Origin of the sequence: Dongia sp. (assembly GCF_041909655.1) — a bacterium.
Taxonomy (GTDB): domain Bacteria; phylum Pseudomonadota; class Alphaproteobacteria; order Dongiales; family Dongiaceae; genus Dongia.
Map to the genome: position 1 here is coordinate 112,434 of NZ_JAYRDA010000001.1, position 17,544 is coordinate 129,977.

Consider the following 17,544-nt stretch of genomic DNA (forward strand, 5'->3'; position numbering starts at 1 on the left):
CCATGATCCCGGCCTGAGACGGCCTCGGCCGGCAGCGACAAACGCCTGTCCTTTCCGAAAGACAGGGGTTTTTCTTGAGCGAGCAAGTCGAAACAGCCGGGTCCACCGATCCGATCGGTGAGCGAGTGTGGCGCGACAATCTGCGCGGCAGCGGCTTCGAAGCCGCCAAGCGCATTCTCTTCCTGGGCTTCCTCATCCTCGTCATGCTCATCCCCCTCGGCATGGTCGAAGGCGTGGTGCAGGAACGCTTTGCCCGCAAGCTCGATGTGATCGCCGAACTCGGCGAACAATGGGGCCCGCCGCAGGAGATCAGCGCGCCGATCCTGATCATCCCCTATGACACAGAAGAAACGCAATTGCGCAGTGACGGCACCACCGGTGCCGTCACAATCCGCCGCTACGCAAACTTTCTGCCGGCAACGAGCAAGGTTATCCTCCAGGCGGCGGTGGAAAAGCGCTATCGCAGCATCTACGAGGTTCCGGTCTACGCCGCCGACGTGGCCATAGCCGCCTATTTCGACGCACCCGATTTCAGTCCCTGGGACGTCGAGCCCGGCCAGATTCGCTGGCGCGAGGCGAGCCTGGCCATTCCCCTGCCGGGTGCTCGTGCCTTGCGCCAGATCAGCCTCAAGCTCAACGGCGCCGAACAGGAGATCGAGGCCGGGCTGCTGCCGCACCAGCCGGGCGGCAAGGGGTTGCGCGCCGATTTGGCGCTGGACGGGCCGAAGGCGCTTAACATCGATCTCGCCATCGCACTCAATGGCCGCGACAACATCCATGTCCTGCCGCTGGGTGGGCAAAGCGAAATCGAGGTGAGGAGCGCCTGGCCGCATCCGAGCTTTCTGGGGGCGCGCCTGCCGGCAACGCGGGAAATATCGCCGGAAGGATTCACCGCCAAATATTCGGTCAATCATCTGGCGAGCGGCATCCCGCTTGCCTGGCGCAATGGGGACTTCACCTTGCAGGCGACGGCGCTTGATATGATCGGTATCAGCCTGGTCGAGCCCGGCGACGTGCACCAGCAGACCGAACGTATCGTCAAATACGGCTTGCTGATCGTGGCGCTCACCTTCGGCACCATCTTCATCGTGGGCCTGATGAAGCACGACCGCGTGCATCTGGTGCAATACCTGCTGATCGGCGCGGCGCTCGCACTCTTCTATCTGCTGCTGCTCTCGCTGGCCGAACAGATGCCCTTCAGCCGCGCCTATGCCATTGCCAGCGCAATCGACATCGCCATCGTCGGTCTCTATGCCGGAATCACCATCCGGCGCGTGCTCGGCCTCGTCACCGGCCTGCTGCTGGCAGCCTTGCACGCTTACATGTTCACGCTGCTGCAGATGGAGAATTACGCGCTGCTGGCCGGCACCCTTGGGCTCTTCGTGCTGCTGGTCGCGGTCATGGTGCTGACACGCAGGATCGATTGGTATGCGATCGGCAATGCGCCCGAGGCCAGGCCGCAGAAATAGGAACAAGGACCCAATGCCCCGTGATCCCGCGCAAATCATATGATGAATGCGTCGCGATTAACGAGTTGGTTATGAATGTTCGCTATCGATAGCGTGAAAAATCCGGGTCCGCGGCGATAGAACCAAGATCAGAGGCCGCCCCGCCGGTGACACCATACCCTTGGGGAAATCGCTATGTTTCGCGCTTCCATTTCTCGTTTGCTCATCACCTTGCAGGTCGTGATCCTGTTGGGCCTTGTCACGGCGATGGCGATTTTCGCGGTGAATGCCTGGCAGGATTACCGCGCAGCCAAAGTGGCCCAGGTTTCCGTCGACACGGATTTTGCCGTGTTCGAGGCGATCCGCGGCGTGCGTGGCCAGATCAGCCCGGCCCAGACCAGCATCCAGACAAAGGATGATCCCAAGCCGAGGATCGACGAAGTGATCGCCAAGGCCGATGGTGTGACGGCAGCGGCGATTGCCGAGGTGCAGGCGATGGACCTCGCGGGCAAGCAGGAATTGCTGGCCGATCTTGAGGCCAAGATCAAGGCGATGAAGGGGTTGGAAGCGACGCTCTATGAACAGGCGGCCCTGCCCATCGATCAGCGCGAGTTGAAAAAGACCATGGACTGGCGCACCGCCGTCTACGCCGTGCAGGATTCGCTCAATGCGATGTCGGTGGTGATGGGCAATGTCGTCCGGTTGCAGGATGCGTTCCTGGCCGAGATGGTTCAGGTGCGGCGCCTCGGCTGGATGCTGCGCAACACCTATGGTCCGCAATGCACCTTGTTGCGTCCTTTCGTTGCCAAGAGCGAAGCTCTCCCGGCAGAAAAGGTGGTGGAATGGAACCGGGGAATCGGCGTCTATAACGGCTCCCTCATGGTAATCGACGAATTGCTGGCGGCACCCGGCACCTTGCCGGCGATCAAGCAGGCGGTCGAAACCGCGCGCGGCCAGGTCGTCGAGACTCAGAACACCATGAACGACATGGTCGCCAAGTTCGACGGCAGCGGCAATGCCGCGATGGAAGGTCAGGCCTTCAGCGATCTTTGCAACGGCCCCTTCGATGCAACCCTCGCCATCGCCGATGCCGCCTTTGATCAAGCCAAGGCCCATGTCGGCGGCTTGCTCGAGGAAGCACAGGTCAAGCTGATTATCGCGGTGGCCGGCCTGATCGTTGCGCTTATCCTTGCCCTTATCGGCATCCTGGCCGTTCTCAACCGCTTCTCGAAGCCGATCCGCGTGCTGATGGATGCTGTCGCGCGTTTGAGCGCCCGCAACTTCGTGGAACCGGTGCCCGAGCCCCGGCATCCGGATGAACTGGGCAAGCTGTCGACGGCGCTGGAAAGCCTGCGGGTAAGTGCGCTGGAGGCCGAGCGCCTGGAGCGCGAGGCGGCGGAACGCAGTGCCATGGAACTCGAGAAGGCCCGCGCGTTGCAGGAACTCTGCCAGGCCTTCGACGCTCAGGTGAAACAATCGCTGGTGACGATCGGTCAGGCGACCGACGGCTTGCGCACCACCGCCGATACGATGCGCGAGACCGCGACGAATTCCAGCAGCCAGGCGCAGGCGGTGGCGGATGCGGCCAATCAGGCCGCCGGCAACGTGCAGACGGTGGCGGCCGCGACCGAGGAACTTTCGGCCTCGATCGCGGAGATTTCGCAGCGCGTCTCGGCCAGCGCCGATGGCTCGCGGGCGGCGGTCTCCAAGGCCGAGGAAACCAACCGTACCTTCGACGCGCTGGCGAAATCGGCACAAAGGATCGGCGACGTGCTGGGCCTCATCTCCGAGATCGCGGCGCAGACCAATCTCCTCGCCTTGAACGCGACGATCGAAGCGGCCCGCGCCGGCGATGCCGGCAAGGGCTTCGCGGTGGTGGCGTCGGAAGTGAAGAATCTCGCCGGCCAGACCTCGAAGGCGACGCAGGAAATCTCGGAGCTGGTGAACGAGATCCAGGCGACGACCAATCTGGCCATGACCGCGATCCGCGACATCACCGGCTCCATCAACAGCATCAGCGAAGGGGCGACAGCGATTGCCGCCGCGGTCGAGGAGCAGGGTGCGGCCACGGGCGAGATCGCCAGTTCGGTGCAGCAGGCAGCCCAGGGCACCCAGGAGGTGACTCATACCATCGCCGTGGTGGCGGAATCGAGCCAGCGTACCGGCACCGCCGCCACCGATGTGGGCGACGCCCTCCAGGAGATGCTGCGCGAGCAGACCAATCTCCGCCAGGCGGTCGAGACCTTCCTCACCAAGGTCCAGGCCCGCTAGCCTCGGAGTGACGTTGAAAAGCCCCGGCCGAGCGATCGGCCGGGGCTTTTTCTTGTCTTGATCCTGGTCAATGCAGATGGACTCGCGCTCCTTTACCCCTCCTTTGGTAGGGATTTCCCCGGCGCAGCGATCGCGCTGTTATGGGCGGGGATGATCGCCGCGCTTGTCAGTGCGAAAGCTTCTGTCGATAATCGGCCATCGCCGTCGCGCTTAACTTGGCAGCGCGCAAAAAAGTATGAATTTTCTGGGTGTTGGGAGGCCCAATCTTATGAGTGAGCAACCGGTTTTCGACGTTCCGGCCCATGTCGCCGAACGCGCCTTGATCAACGCCGCGAAATACGAGGCCATGTACCGGCAATCCGAAACCGACAATGCCGGTTTCTGGGCCGAGCAAGGCCGCCGCATCGACTGGATCAAGCCCTATACCCAGGTCAAGGACGTCGATTACACGGGTGAGGTCCGTATCCGCTGGTATTACGACGGCACCCTTAACGTCGCGGTGAATTGCATCGATCGGCATTTGCCGAAACGCGCCAAGCAAACCGCGATCATCTGGGAAGGCGACGATCCCTCGCAATCCAAGCACATCACCTATGCCGAGCTTGCCGAACATGTCGGCCGCATGGGCAATGTGCTGCGCGCCCGCGGCGTCAAGAAGGGCGACCGGGTCACCATCTACATGCCGATGATCCCGGAAGCCGCCTATGCCATGCTGGCCTGTGCCCGCATCGGCGCGGTGCATTCCATCGTCTTCGGCGGCTTCTCGCCCGACAGCGTCGCGGGCCGCATCCTCGATTGCGATTCCAAATTCATCATCACCGCCGATGAAGGCCTGCGCGGTGGCAAGAAGGTGCCCTTGAAGGCCAATGTCGATGCCGCCCTGAAGCAATGCCCGGGTGTGACCGACGTCCTCGTCGTGCGCCATACCGGCGGCAATATCGAGATGAAGGCCGGCCGCGATCACTGGCTGCATGAGGAAGCTGCCAAAGTCTCGGCCGATTGCAAGCCCGAGGAAATGAACGCGGAAGACCCGCTCTTCATCCTCTATACCTCCGGATCCACGGGCAAGCCCAAGGGGGTGCTTCACACCACCGGCGGCTATCTGGTCTACGCTTCCTTCACCCATCAATACGTCTTCGATTATCACGAGGGCGATATCTATTGGTGCACGGCGGATGTGGGCTGGGTCACCGGCCACAGCTATATCGTCTATGGCCCGCTCGCCAACGGCGCCACCACGCTGATGTTCGAGGGCGTTCCGAATTATCCCGACGCCTCGCGCTTCTGGCAGGTCTGCGACAAGCACAAGGTCAACATCTTCTATACCGCCCCCACCGCGATCCGCGCCTTGATGCGCGAAGGCGAGGCCCCGGTCGAGAAGTGCAAGCTCGATTCCCTCCGGCTTTTGGGCTCGGTCGGCGAGCCGATCAATCCCGAGGCCTGGCTCTGGTATCACCGCGTCGTCGGCAAGCATCGCTGCCCGATCGTCGATACCTGGTGGCAGACCGAAACCGGCGGCATCCTCATCTCGCCGCTGCCCGGTGCCACGAAACTGAAGCCGGGTTCGGCCACCAAGCCGCTGCCCGGCATCCTGCCCCAGATCGTCGATGCCAACGGCAAGGTGCTGGAAGGCGCTTGCGAGGGCAATCTCTGCATCGCCGATTCCTGGCCCGGCCAGATGCGCACGGTCTATGGCGATCACAAGCGCTTCGCCGAGACCTATTTCAGCACCTATCCCGGCAAGTATTTTACCGGCGACGGCTGCCGCCGCGACGAGGACGGCTATTACTGGATCACCGGCCGCGTCGATGACGTGATCAACGTCTCGGGTCACCGCATGGGCACGGCGGAAGTGGAAAGCGCCCTGGTGGCCCATTCGAAAGTGGCCGAGGCCGCGGTCGTCGGCTATCCGCACGACATCAAGGGCCAGGGCATCTACGCCTATGTGACGCTGAAGGCGGGCGAGCAGCCCACCGAGGAGCTGCGCAAGGAATTGGTGCAATGGGTGAGGAAGGAAATCGGCCCGATCGCCTCGCCCGATCTCATCCAATGGGCGCCGGGCCTGCCGAAGACCCGCTCCGGCAAGATCATGCGCCGCATCCTTAGGAAGATCGCCGAGAACGAATTCGGCAATCTCGGCGACACGTCGACCTTGGCCGATCCCAATGTGGTGAAGGATCTAGTCGATAACCGGATGAATAAGTAGGGCGGATGAATAAGTAGGGAAGAGCGTATTTCTTGTCGTCATCCTCCGCGAAGGCGGAGGATCCACGAGTTGCTTTCTTTCGTCGGCGACAAATTCGTGGATGGTCCGCCTTCGCGGACCATGACGGCTCGGAAGATGGCTGGCTTATCGCACCAGATGCTGGAAGGCCTTCACCACCTGCTCATAGAGCGGGCGTTTGAATTCGACGATGAGGGACGGCGTTTCGAGGAAGTTCATCCAGCGCCAGGCGCTGAACTCGGGGTGCTCGCCATCGATGCGGATCTCGCTATCGGGTCCCAGAAAGCGGAAGGCGTACCATTTCTGCTCCTGGCCGCGGTAACGGCCTTTCCAGACCTTGGGCACCAGATCGCGCGGCAGGTCGTAGCGCAGCCAATCCGGCGTCTCGGCGATGAGCTCGGCCGAGGTGACGCCCGTCTCCTCCACCAATTCGCGCCTGGCCGCCAGCAGGGGATCCTCGTCCTGGTCGATGCCGCCTTGCGGAAACTGCCAGGCGGGTTCCGGGCTGTCGAGGCGCTGCGCCACGAAGGCTTGCTTGGCGGGATTGAGCAAGACGATGCCGACGCCGCGGCGATAGGGCAGGCGCTCGAATTCGGCCTGTGTCGGGACGTGTTTCATTTTGCTTCCTTGGCGAACATCGCGCTGGCCGGCACCAGAGCGAGGCCGCGATCCTTGGCAACGGCACCCAGATTCGTCAAGGCGGCGATGCTGAGCGGATAGGGTTGCACCACGGCCAGCGCCGCCCGCTCGCGCTGCGCCAGGGTAAATGTCGCCGTGAGCTTGTCGGCGATCGCCTGGCGCGAAAGGTCATGGGCGATGTCGATGCCGATACGTGCCAGCGGCGGTGGGTTTTCGAGCGCCTTGGCGGCATCCGCCAGCATGTTCTCGCCACCGCTGGTGGCGAGGAAGCCGTAACCGTTCTTGCCGAGTTCGGCGAGCACGGGTTTGAGCGCATCGGCATCCGTCATGAACCGGTCGCCGCGTTGCGTGGCAAGGCCGACCGTACCTTCGGCAAGGTTCAGCAATTCCCGCAAGCGTCGCGCGTTTTCTTCCGGGTTGAGGGCGGTGACGAGACCGAGAGGACCCGGATCCTCCTGCGGATAGGCGCGGGATTCCAGCGGCAGATCCAGCATGACTTCATGCCCGAAGGCATGGGCCGCGTCGATCCAGGCGGCAAGATCGGGCGCATAGGGACTGAAGCTCAACGTGATCTCGGGCGGCGTGTCGGCGATCGCCGCCGCGGTCACGGCCGTGTTGTGGCCGAGATTGACGATCACGAAGGCGAGGCGTGGCTTCTGTCCCAGAAACAAGGCCGGCCGCGCGAAGCGTTCCACCGGCGGCCGGTCAAACTCGCCGGGCTGCAGGCGCAAGGATCTGGGCGGTGTCCGCGTCGCCAGCAATTCGGCCGGCCCCATGGGCTTGAGCACCAACGCCCCCTGGCTCGGCGCCGTGGCGTTCTGTGTTGTGTCCGACGGGGGCGAGGTTGCGGGTTCGGGCTCGTCCAGCCAGGTGCGAACGATTCCGCTCCAGGTGCCGAGCTGTCCGGTGGCCACTCCATAGATGCCGATCCCAACCAGAATCAGCAGGATCAGCAGCACGAAGATGATGCCAGGGCCGCCAAGAAAACTCCCCCGCCTTGCGGACGGGGGAGGATGGAACGGATTGTTCAAACTGCCTGGCTGCTGGTCCGGCATCAATTTGGCTTAGTTCGCCGCCGCCTTGCCCTGGAGCAGGCTGAGGCCGCGCAGCAGATCGATGGCGCGGGCGAGCTGGAAGTCTTCATCCGGCCGGGCGATCTGTTCGCGCTCGGAACCGACGAAGGGCTCCGCCTTCTTCTCGGCGCTGGTCTCCGCACCGGTGGCGGCGTTTTCCTCGGTCGAGGTCTGCGGCGGCACGACTTCGTTCTGGCTCTCGGGCGCTGCCTCGCCATCGGGATTGGCAAGCGCGCCCTTGAGATCGGCTTCGTGCGGCCGGTTCTCGGCACCCAGCTTTTCGATCTTGGCCTGTTCGACCATGATGTCGGGATCGATGCCCTTGGCCTGGATCGAGCGGCCCGACGGCGTGTAGTAGCGCGCCGTCGTGAGGCGGATGGCGCCATGACCCGGAATGCCCATGATCGACTGCACCGATCCCTTGCCGAAGGATTTGGTGCCGATGATGATTCCGCGGCCGTGATCCTGCAATGCGCCCGCGACGATTTCCGAGGCCGAGGCCGAGCCGCCATTGATCAGGATCATCACCGGCTTGCCGTCGACAACGTCGCCGGATTCGGCGTTCCAGCGCTGCGCGTCATTGGGATCGCGGCCGCGCGTCGAAACGATCTCGCCCTTCTCCAGGAAATCGTCGGAGACGGCGATTGCCTGATCCAGCAAGCCGCCCGGATTGTTGCGGAGATCCAGGACCAGGCCGGAAAGCTCGCCCTTGGTCGCCTTCTTCAATTCGTCGATCGCGGCGCGGAGGCCGGCGTCGGTCTTTTCCGAGAAGGAGGTGATGCGGACATAGCCGATATTGCCGTCCTCCAATTCCCAGCGCACCGATTTCAGTTCAATGACCGCGCGCTTCAGCGTGACGTCGAAGGCTTCCTGTTCGCCGCGCAGAATGGTGAGGGTGATGCTGGTGCCGACCTCGCCGCGCATCTTGTCCACGGCTTCGTTGAGGTTGAGACCCATCACCGGCTCGCCGTCGATTTGGGCGACAAGGTCACCAGGCTGGATGCCGGCTTTGGCGGCGGGCGTATCGTCCATCGGCGAGACGACCTTGATGAGGCCGTTTTCCATGGTGACTTCGATGCCGAGCCCGCCGAACTCGCCGCGGGTCTGCACCTGCATGTCCTGATAGCTGTCCGCGTTCATATAGCTGGAATGCGGATCGAGCGAGGTCAGCATGCCGTTGATCGCGGCTTCGATCAGCTTGTCGTCCTCGGTTTCCTCGACATAGCTGGCGCGCACGCGCTCGAACACCTCGCCGAACAGGTTGAGCTGTTCGTAGGTGTTGACCGGCGCCTTGTCCTTGCCGGTTTCGCTGGCGGTCTGCGCGGCGACGAAGCCGGGGTGGAAGGCGACCGCACCGATGACCATGCCGGCGGCGAGCGCGGTGGCGGCGAAGAGCGTGTGGCGAAGCATGTGGATCACTGACCTTTATTGCTGTGGCTGGCCGGGTGGTTGGGCCGCGCGGTTTAGTTATTCTGGGCGGCAAGCATGGGGGCCGGATCGACCGGCTCCCCGTCATGGCGCAATTCTACATATAATCTCGGTCGGCCGCTCTGGGTTCCATCCTCGGTGATTCCGGATGCCCCCATTCGACCTATGGGTTCCCCGGCCTTAAGCCATTGTCCGACCTCGACAACGACGGTGTCGAGCCCGGCCAGAACGGTATGATACCCACCCCCGTGCTCGATGATCAATATTTGGCCATAACCACGGAAGGGGCCTTCGAACACAATCTGGCCGTCAAATGTGGCAACAATCTGGGCGCCGGGCCGGGTTTCCAGCTCCACACCCTTCATGGTGCCGGCGGTATCGGTCTTGGCGCCGAATTTCTGTATCACCGGACCGCTGGCCGGGCGCGTCAATTTGGCCAGGTTTTTGGGAAATGGCCGCAAATCCGCCGGTTTCAAGTGCCGAGCCGGCGGGGCGGGGGCCAGGGCCGCGATTTCCGTCTCGCTATCCTCGGCTTCCGTAGCGGTTTCCGCCGGGGCCTGGGTACCTGACCCCTGGGCCTCTTCGACGGGAGGCGCCTCGGTTTCGGTCTGTTCCAGGCGTTCGATGAGATCCTGCAGGTTCTTGGCCTGGTCGGCGAGGCGGGCAAGGCGCTGTTTGGTGGCCTCGGTCTCGGCCAGAGTGGATTTACGCTGCTTGGCTTTCCGGGCGACCAGAGCCGACAGGCGCTGGTTCTCGCCGGCGAGTTCCGAGAGGGCCGCGGTCAGATCGTCGCGCCGATACGCCATTTCCTGGCGCAGGGATTTGATGTCGTTGAGCTCGCTCTGAAGGGCGCGGGCGCGGGCATCGAGGACCGGCGTCACCAGGCTCAAGAGCCGGGCCGAGCGCGCCATGTCGGCCGGCGATTCGGTTGAAAACAACAGCGCCTGGCGGGGCATGGTGGAAAGCCGCTGCAGCGCCACCAGGGTCGTCGAGAGGTCGGCGCGGCCGCGCTTGAGGGCCGCGGCCTGTTCCGTCTCGCGCTCTGACAAAGTCGCCAAAGTGCTCTCGATCTCGGAAACCTCGCGCTCGCGTTTTTGCACGCTGGCCGCCGCCTTGATGAGGGCGGCCTGCAGATCGGCCACTTCCTTCTCCAGGCTGGCAGCCTTCTTTTCCAGCGCTTCGGCCGCCTTGCGGCCGGCATCCAGCTCCTGCTGGACATTCTCCAGCGCGTCCGTCTCCTGCGCGCGCACCAAACCGGGCGCGCTCCAAGCCAGCAAGAGTGTCAGGGCCGCGATGAGGGGGCGCATCGCCAGGCGGTCAGGCCCGCGCCAGGGCGCCGTCACGGCCCGCTTCCGCTGCCGGTTGCGCGATCAGGGATTCGCCGGTCATTTCCTTGGGCTGGGTGATGCCGAGAAGTGCCAGGATGGTCGGCGCCACATCGGCAAGGCGCCCGTCCTTGAGTTTGTGCGCCCAGGCGGGGGCATTTACGAGGATGAAGGGCACCCGGTTAAGCGTATGCGCGGTATGCGGCTCGCCGGTGATCGGATCCTTCATCATTTCGCAATTGCCGTGATCGGCGGTGATGAGGAGAGCTCCGCCTTGCGCGGTCACCGCATCGCGCACGCGGCCGAGGCATGCATCCACCACTTCGACCGCTTTCACCGCCGCCGTGAGGTTGCCGCTATGGCCCACCATATCGCCATTGGCGTAATTGACCACGATGAGATCGAATTTGCCGGAGCCGATCGCTTCCACCAATTTGTCGGTGAGTTCATAGGCCGACATTTCGGGCATGAGGTCATAGGTCGCGACCTTGGGGCTGGGCACCAGGATGCGCTCTTCGCCCGGAAACAAACTTTCTTCGCCGCCGTTGAAGAAAAAGGTGACGTGGGCGTATTTCTCGGTCTCGGCCATGCGCAATTGCTTCATGCCGCGCTCGGCCACGATCTCGCCCAAGGTACGCGTCAGTTCCACCGGCGGAAACAGGCAGGGCATCAATTTGGCAAGCTCGGCCGAATATTCCACCATGCCGAGGATCGCCGAAAAGCTGGTGACCTTCTTGCGCGGGAAATCCCTGAAGGCGGGATCGATCAGCGTGGTGAGCAATTGCCGCGCGCGGTCGGCGCGGAAATTTGCCATCAGCAAGCCATCGCCATTCTTGAAGCCGGGGAAATTGCCGATGAGGGTCGGCTTGATGAATTCGTCGGTCTCGCCCCTGAGATAGCCTTCCGCGATCGCAGCCTGCGCCGTGGCGACGCGCGGTGCCTCGCCGTGAAAGGCGTCATAGGCCAATGTCACACGCTCCCAGCGCTTGTCGCGGTCCATCGCGTAATAGCGCCCGCCCAGCGTACCGATGCGCACATTCGGCAAATTCGCGATCTTGGCTTCGAAATCGGCCACGAATTGCTTTGCGCTTTGCGGCGGCGTGTCGCGTCCGTCGAGGAAACCGTGAATGACGACGCCGATCCCGGCGGCGGAGAGAATCTTCGCCAAAGCCACCATGTGATCCTGGTGCGAATGCACGCCGCCCGGCGACAGCAGGCCCAGCAACTGGACGTCGCCCTTGGAGGCGCGCATCTTGGCAACGAACTTCTCCAGTTCCGGCATCTTGGCGATGGTGCCGTCGGCGATGGCGCGGTCGATCCGTGGCAGATCCTGCATCACGACGCGGCCGGCCCCCAGATTCATGTGGCCGACTTCGGAATTGCCCATCTGCCCTTCGGGCAGGCCCACATACAGCTCCGACGCATCGACCAGGCTCCAGGGATTCTCCGCCGTCATCTGATTCCAGTTCGGCGTCTGGGCCAGAAGGACGGCATTGTCCTCGCTCTCATGGCGATGGCCCCAGCCATCCAGGATGCACAAAACGACGGGTTTGATCTGGGTCGCTTTCATATCGGGTCCGGCTCAATTTGGAATTGCTTCAGACTTAACCCGAACCGCGTTCCGGCGCCAGCGTCAAGACGCCGCCAAAGCTACCCTGGCAGGGATAAAATCCATTCTGTACATATGTTTAAAGTCAGTCCCGATGATAGGGGTGACCCGCCAGGATGGTCTGCGCGCGGTAGATCTGTTCCATCAGCAGGACCCGGACCAGCATATGCGGCCAGGTCATGGCGCCGAAGGCAAGGAGCAGATCGGCGCGGTCGCGGATCGTGGGGCTGAGCCCATCGGCACCACCGATCACGAAGATGATCTCGCTATAGCCCTGATTGCCGAGCGCCCCGATCCTTTTGGCGAAATCGCGGCTGCGGAAGGTCTGGCCCCGTTCGTCGAGGGCGATGAGGGCGCGTTTGCCATTTGGGTTCTTGGCCAGCGCCTTTTCAATGAGGACCGCCTCGGCGGCGATCAGTTCGGCGCCTTCCAGACCTTTCTTGGCCTCCAGCTCGATCAGCTCGCTGGGCCAGGTCAGACGCTTGGCATAGGTTTCGACCAGCGTTTTCTCCGGGCCGGCTTTGGCGCGGCCCAGGGCGATGATGCGGATTTTCATGACGCGGCGCTTTCGCGGGCTAAGGGTGTTTCATTCTGGGGCGGCGGCGGGCTAAGCTCAACCCCATGCTGCTCACTCTGCTGCCTAGCCGATCGGTCCCGCGTCTTTTGCTGCTGCTGATGCTGGCCGGTTGCGTCGCCGCGCTGCCGCCGCGCCCCGTCGCACCGCCCGAGACGATCCGCGCCAGCCTCCTGCGCCTCGCCGAACAGGAATGGGCCGCCTTCAACGGCCAGACCATCCGCTTCAATGCGCTGGGCCGCGAGATCATCGATCCGGTGGGTGCCTGGGAGGACGAGAAGGCCGGCGCCAAGCTGGTGGAAAAATACTGGCGCGCGGTGGGGACCGATTGGACCGGCTATGATGTCGACAAGCCTTGGTCGGCGGCGTTCATCTCCTGGATCATGGCGCAGGCCGGCGTCACCACCGATGAAATGCCGCCCAGCGCCACCCATGCCGGCTATCTGCGGGCGGCGATCGCGGCGGAAGACGGGCATTGGCGGCCGCATCCCCCGGACGAATATGCAGCGCGACCCGGTGACCTGGTCTGCGCCACGCGCGCCGGGCAGAAGATCGCGCGCTTCGACGAAATTCCCGAAGGCGCCACGCTCCATTGCGACATCGTGGTGATGACCGGCGTGGGCCGCCTCTGGTCGATCGGCGGCAATGTGCGGAACTCGGTCACGCGCACCGAACGGCCGATCGATGCCCAGGGCCATCTCACCGCCGAAAGCGGCCGCCGCTGGTTCCTGATCCTCGAGAATCTCTATCCCTAGTGATCCGCCTGCTCAGTGATCCGCCCGCTCAATGATCCGCCTGAACGGGCCCGCGCGGGCGGCGCAGCAGGGGAACGAGGCAGATGCCGGCGATGAAAAGCGCGCTCATCAGGAATTGCGCATCCGCCATGGTGAGCACCTGCGCCTCGCGATAGACCAGATTGCCGAGCATCTTGATGGCACCTTCTTCGCTCATGGCACCCATGGCCCCGCTGATACCGTGCTGCGCGTTGTTGAGGAAGGCCTGCACATTGGGATCGCCCGCCGGCAGGCCTTCCACCAGCCGCTTCCAATGCAGGGCGAAACGATCGTTGAGCACCGAATTGATCGCGGCCAAGCCCACGGCGCCGCCCAGATTACGCATCAGGTTATAGAGACCGCTCGCATTCTTGACCCGCTCCGGCGGCAGGGTGCCGAGGGCCGCAGCGTTGATCGGAATGAACAGGAACATGAGCGCGAAACCGCGCAAGGCCTGGGGCAGGAAGAACTCCCAGAAGCCCCATTCGGCGGTGAGCAGCGATTGCGCATAGGCGCCGGCGCCGAACATGGCGAGGCCGAAGCCCAGCATGACGCGCGGATCGAGATAGGCGGCAAGCCGCCCGGCGATCGGCGCCGACATGAACTGGAACGAACCGGTGACGATCATGACGATACCGATATCCAGCGCCGAATAGCCGCGGATATGCGACAGGAACAAGGGCAGCAGATAGGTCGAGCCGTAAAGGCCGATTCCGATGATGAAGCTGAAGCTGGAGCCGATCAGGAAGTTCCGGTTGGCGAAGGCGCGGATATCGACAATCGGCTGCCGATAGCTCAGCACCCGCCACAGGAAGGCGATGCCGGCAACCAGCGACACCACGCCGAAGGTGGCGATGAGATGATCCTCGAACCAATCGTCGCGCGGTCCTTCTTCCAGCACATATTCAAGGCTGCCCAGGAACAGCGCCATCAAGAGAAGGCCGAGGTAATCCAGGCCCGGCAGCAGCGACCAATCCGGCTTGTCGAAATCGACCAGGATCCAGACCGAGATCGCGACCAGAATGCCGGGCAGAAGGTTGGCAAGGAACAGCCAGTGCCAGCTGGAGATTTCGGTGATGTAGCCGCCGACGGTCGGCCCCAGGGTCGGCGCCATGGTGGCCACCAGGCCCATCAGGACCGAGAGCATGTTGCGCCGCGCCGGCGGAAAGACGGTGAAGGCGGCGGCGAAGACGGTCGGGATCATCGCGCCGCCGATGAAGCCTTGCAGGGCGCGGAAGACGATCATCGAATTGATGTCCCAGGCCATGGCGCAGAGCATGCTGGCCAGCGTGAAGCCAATGGCCGAGAACGTGAAGAGGATGCGAGTCGAGACGAGCCGCGCCATGAAGCCCGATAGCGGGATCGAGATCACCTCGGCGATGAGATAGGAGGTCTGGATCCAGGTCGCCTCGTCGGAACTGGCGGCGATGCCGGCCTGGATTTCGTTGAGCGAGCTCGAGACGATCTGGATGTCCAGGATCGCCATGAACATGCCGACCACCATCGCCATGAAGCCGATCCAGTCGCGCGTTGTCAGTGCCCGGTCGGGCATGATTCAAGTCTTTCCGAAAACGGTTGGCCGATAACAGGTAGGAAGGTTACTTGCTGGCGGCCTGGGCGGCACCGAACAGCCAGCCGGTGCCCGCGGCAAGGCGCGGATCGGCGGCCGATTTCGTGTCGACGCTGACCACGACCGAGAGGCCCGGGCGCAGCAGGCCGTTCAAGGCGGCATTGTCCTTGAGGGCGATGCGCACCGGCACGCGCTGCACGATCTTGGTGAAATTGCCGGTCGCATTCTCGGCCGGCAGCAGGCTGAATTCGGTGCCCGATGCGGGCGAGAAACTGTCGACGATGCCGATCACCGGACGATCCGGGAAGGCATCGACCGTCACCTTGACGGCCTGGCCCGGCTGCATGTCGCCGATCTGCGTTTCCTTGAAATTGGCGACGATGTGGACGTCGTTGGGCACTAGCGACAGCAATTGCGAGCCGGGCTGCACGAATTGCCCGATACGGACCGCGCGGTTGCCGATGACGCCGTCGATGGGTGCCCGGATCACGGTCTTTTCGAGGTCGTTGCGGGCGAGGCGCAGATTGGCATCCGCCTCGTCCACCTTGGCGAGGGCTTCGGCGCGGTTGGCTTCCAGTACGCCCTTTTGCGCGCGTTCGGCCACCAGGCTTGCCGATATGCGCGACACCTCGGCCTCGGCCTTCAGTTTGGTGGCGGTGGTATCGTCCATTTCCTGCGTGCCGATGATCTTGCCGGCAATGAGCTTCTTGTTGCGCTCGAATTCCTGGCGCGCGCGGGTAAGCTCGGCATTGGCCGAGCGTTCCGCGGCGATCATCTCGGCGATGCGCGCATCCTGATAGGTGATCTGGCTGTCGACGGTGACGAGGCTGGCCTGCGCGCCGAGGAGAACCGCTTCCGCCTGGGCCACTCGGGCGCGGAAATCGGAATCCTCGATCGTGACCAGCACGTCGCCGGCATGAACCGCCTGATTGTCGCCGACGGCGACCTCGGCGATATAGCCTTCGATGCGGGGGCTGATCACCGAGATGTCGCCTTCGACATAGGCATTGTCGGTGCTTTCGAAAAAGCGGATCTGCTGCCACCAGTAATAGCCACCGCTGGCGGCGGCGAGGAGAGAGAGGGCAATGCCTGAACGCAGGATGAGCTTGCGCATGGCGGAACTCCGATCGACAAAAGGAATGAAGGTTTGAACTGAACTGTTCAGTTCAATATGGCTTGAAAATGGCTTGCCGATCCCCACCTGTCAAGGGTAAACTAAACCGACTAGTTTAGTTGTCGCCGGATTCACCTAAGGAAAATGGTCCTGCCCATGGCCAATGCTCTGCTCGAAAAGGACAAGGCGGCCGCCACCGACTTCCTTTTGCCCTCTGAAACGGGGGCCGAACTGACGGCCAAGGCCGCGCAGATCGTGGAAGCGGCGCGCGGGCTCTTCACCGAGCATGGTTTTGCCGCGGTCAGCATGGATCAGATCGCGAAATCGGCGGGCGTCTCGAAGGCGACCGTCTACGCCTATTTCGACAGCAAGGAACAGCTCTTCGTCGCCATCGTCAGCCGCGCCTGCCGCACCTATGCGGAGACGGTGATGCCCGAAGTGCGCGACGCGCCGGATATCCGCGCGGCGCTCACACGGATCGGCCATGCCGTGGCATCCTTCCTTCTGGCACCGCGAACCATGGCGATCTACCGGATCATCGTGGCGGAAGGTCCTCGCTTTCCGGATCTCGCGCGCGGCTGGTATGAATCCGGCCCGCGCGCCTTCAAGCGGCTGCTGACCAGTTTTCTGGTCGAGGCGATCGAGAAGGGCCAGCTCAAGATCGAGAATCCGCGCCTCGCCGCCGAGCTGTTCTGCGGCATGGTCAGGGGGCCGCTTTACATGCAGGTGCTGCTCAACACGCCCGATCCTGAATCGCCGGATGCCGAGACGGTCGTCAACGGCGCCGTCGAGATGTTCCTCCGGAGTTTCGGCGTTCCCGGCGCGAGAAGCTAAACGGAACGTGGTTGCCTGCCGTCCTGGCGCAGGGTCGCCGGATCCAGCACTTTGAAGAAGCTGTTGATGCGCCTTCCATCCCGTGACAGCGGCGCAATCAGCCGTACGTAAGACCAGATCCCGTCGTCGAGATTCACGTAATGCCGCTCGGCCAGGCTCGGCAGGCCGAGACGCGCCACGGTGAGGGCCGCTTCCACCACATGGCTGGCATCCTGCGGCGCAAAGAAATCGTCGGTCGTGCGCCCTTTCATCTCGCTGCCGTATTTGTCGCAGACGTACGTGCCGGCCAAGCGCACGCGCAGGCGATAGGGCAGGCCGATCCGGCCCGGTTCCTCTTCCAGATCCAGCAGCATGACATAAGGCAGCAAGGCCTTGGGCAGGTTGAGTGGATCAACCCGGCTCGGGATGCGCCTGTCATCCGATACCTGCCAGGCCTGCAATGCCATGGCCAAATCGGGGTATTGGCCGATATCGGTAAGCGGAATGTCCCGGTGCAGGCGGACCGATTGGGCAAAACTGTTCATGATCGATGGGTGCTCTCTCAAGGTGACCATGACAGCGGTACGGTCGGAGGCGCCGGATGGACCTCTTGTCAGCACACATTATCGGGTATTGATTTTTCTAATTTGTAAGCGAGCCATTGTCGGCCCCTGCGGCTTCGG

The 17,544-nt window shown here is 63.2% G+C and carries 14 protein-coding genes; 5 read left to right on the top strand and 9 right to left on the bottom strand.

Features of this window, described 5'->3' with window-relative positions; all coding sequences use genetic code 11:
• Positions 1-74 precede the first annotated feature (74 nt).
• From creD to acs, 3 genes are all read left to right on the top strand, one after another.
• Positions 75-1,469, top strand: a complete 1,395-nt coding sequence (gene creD, locus ACE3PR_RS00530) for a cell envelope integrity protein CreD (RefSeq protein WP_374366934.1) — start codon at positions 75-77, stop codon at positions 1,467-1,469.
• 174 nt (positions 1,470-1,643) lie between these two features.
• Positions 1,644-3,719: a methyl-accepting chemotaxis protein gene (locus tag ACE3PR_RS00535; protein ID WP_374366936.1), complete on the top strand. Its 2,076-nt coding sequence runs from the start codon at positions 1,644-1,646 to the stop codon at positions 3,717-3,719.
• Between the two features lie 268 nt (positions 3,720-3,987).
• Positions 3,988-5,925, top strand: coding sequence for an acetate--CoA ligase (gene acs / locus ACE3PR_RS00540; RefSeq protein ID WP_374366939.1), 1,938 nt, complete (start codon positions 3,988-3,990; stop codon positions 5,923-5,925).
• Between the two features lie 144 nt (positions 5,926-6,069).
• Here acs and ACE3PR_RS00545 read toward each other — a convergent pair whose 3' ends face one another.
• The 6 genes from ACE3PR_RS00545 to rlmH form a co-directional block, all read right to left on the bottom strand.
• Complete coding sequence (locus tag ACE3PR_RS00545) at positions 6,070-6,561, bottom strand: RNA pyrophosphohydrolase (RefSeq protein ID WP_374366941.1); 492 nt, start codon at positions 6,559-6,561, stop codon at positions 6,070-6,072.
• Positions 6,558-7,541 (bottom strand): divergent polysaccharide deacetylase family protein, encoded by a 984-nt coding sequence (locus ACE3PR_RS00550; RefSeq protein ID WP_374366943.1) that lies wholly within the window; start codon positions 7,539-7,541, stop codon positions 6,558-6,560. The genes ACE3PR_RS00545 and ACE3PR_RS00550 overlap by 4 nt, the downstream gene beginning before the upstream one ends.
• A 105-nt stretch (positions 7,542-7,646) precedes the next feature.
• Positions 7,647-9,065: a S41 family peptidase gene (locus ACE3PR_RS00555; RefSeq protein WP_374366944.1), complete on the bottom strand. Its 1,419-nt coding sequence runs from the start codon at positions 9,063-9,065 to the stop codon at positions 7,647-7,649.
• A gap of 53 nt (positions 9,066-9,118) precedes the next feature.
• A complete protein-coding gene (locus ACE3PR_RS00560; RefSeq protein WP_374366946.1) occupies positions 9,119-10,426 on the bottom strand; it encodes a murein hydrolase activator EnvC in 1,308 nt (435 codons plus the stop codon).
• Entirely contained in the window at positions 10,401-11,978 is a 1,578-nt protein-coding gene (gene gpmI / locus ACE3PR_RS00565; protein ID WP_374366948.1) for a 2,3-bisphosphoglycerate-independent phosphoglycerate mutase, read from the bottom strand. Before gpmI ends, ACE3PR_RS00560 begins: the two co-directional genes overlap by 26 nt.
• Before the next feature lie 124 nt (positions 11,979-12,102).
• A complete protein-coding gene (gene rlmH, locus ACE3PR_RS00570; protein WP_374366950.1) occupies positions 12,103-12,573 on the bottom strand; it encodes a 23S rRNA (pseudouridine(1915)-N(3))-methyltransferase RlmH in 471 nt (156 codons plus the stop codon).
• A 65-nt stretch (positions 12,574-12,638) separates the two neighbouring features.
• On the opposite strand from rlmH, the gene ACE3PR_RS00575 reads away from it, so the two are divergent.
• Positions 12,639-13,346 (top strand): DUF2272 domain-containing protein, encoded by a 708-nt coding sequence (locus ACE3PR_RS00575; protein WP_374366952.1) that lies wholly within the window; start codon positions 12,639-12,641, stop codon positions 13,344-13,346.
• Between the two features lie 28 nt (positions 13,347-13,374).
• Here the strand turns inward: ACE3PR_RS00575 and ACE3PR_RS00580 are convergent, their stop codons facing one another.
• Entirely contained in the window at positions 13,375-14,916 is a 1,542-nt protein-coding gene (locus ACE3PR_RS00580) for a DHA2 family efflux MFS transporter permease subunit (RefSeq protein WP_374366954.1), read from the bottom strand.
• A 46-nt stretch (positions 14,917-14,962) separates the two neighbouring features.
• Positions 14,963-16,048, bottom strand: coding sequence for an HlyD family secretion protein (locus tag ACE3PR_RS00585; protein ID WP_374366956.1), 1,086 nt, complete (start codon positions 16,046-16,048; stop codon positions 14,963-14,965).
• Between the two features lie 156 nt (positions 16,049-16,204).
• Between ACE3PR_RS00585 and ACE3PR_RS00590 the strand changes: the two genes are divergently transcribed.
• Positions 16,205-16,882, top strand: coding sequence for a TetR/AcrR family transcriptional regulator (locus tag ACE3PR_RS00590; RefSeq protein ID WP_374366958.1), 678 nt, complete (start codon positions 16,205-16,207; stop codon positions 16,880-16,882).
• On the opposite strand, the gene ACE3PR_RS00595 is transcribed toward ACE3PR_RS00590, so the two are convergent.
• Positions 16,879-17,406, bottom strand: coding sequence for a PAS domain-containing protein (locus ACE3PR_RS00595; protein WP_374366960.1), 528 nt, complete (start codon positions 17,404-17,406; stop codon positions 16,879-16,881). The two genes, ACE3PR_RS00590 and ACE3PR_RS00595, sit on opposite strands and share 4 nt — an antisense overlap.
• Positions 17,407-17,544 lie beyond the last annotated feature (138 nt).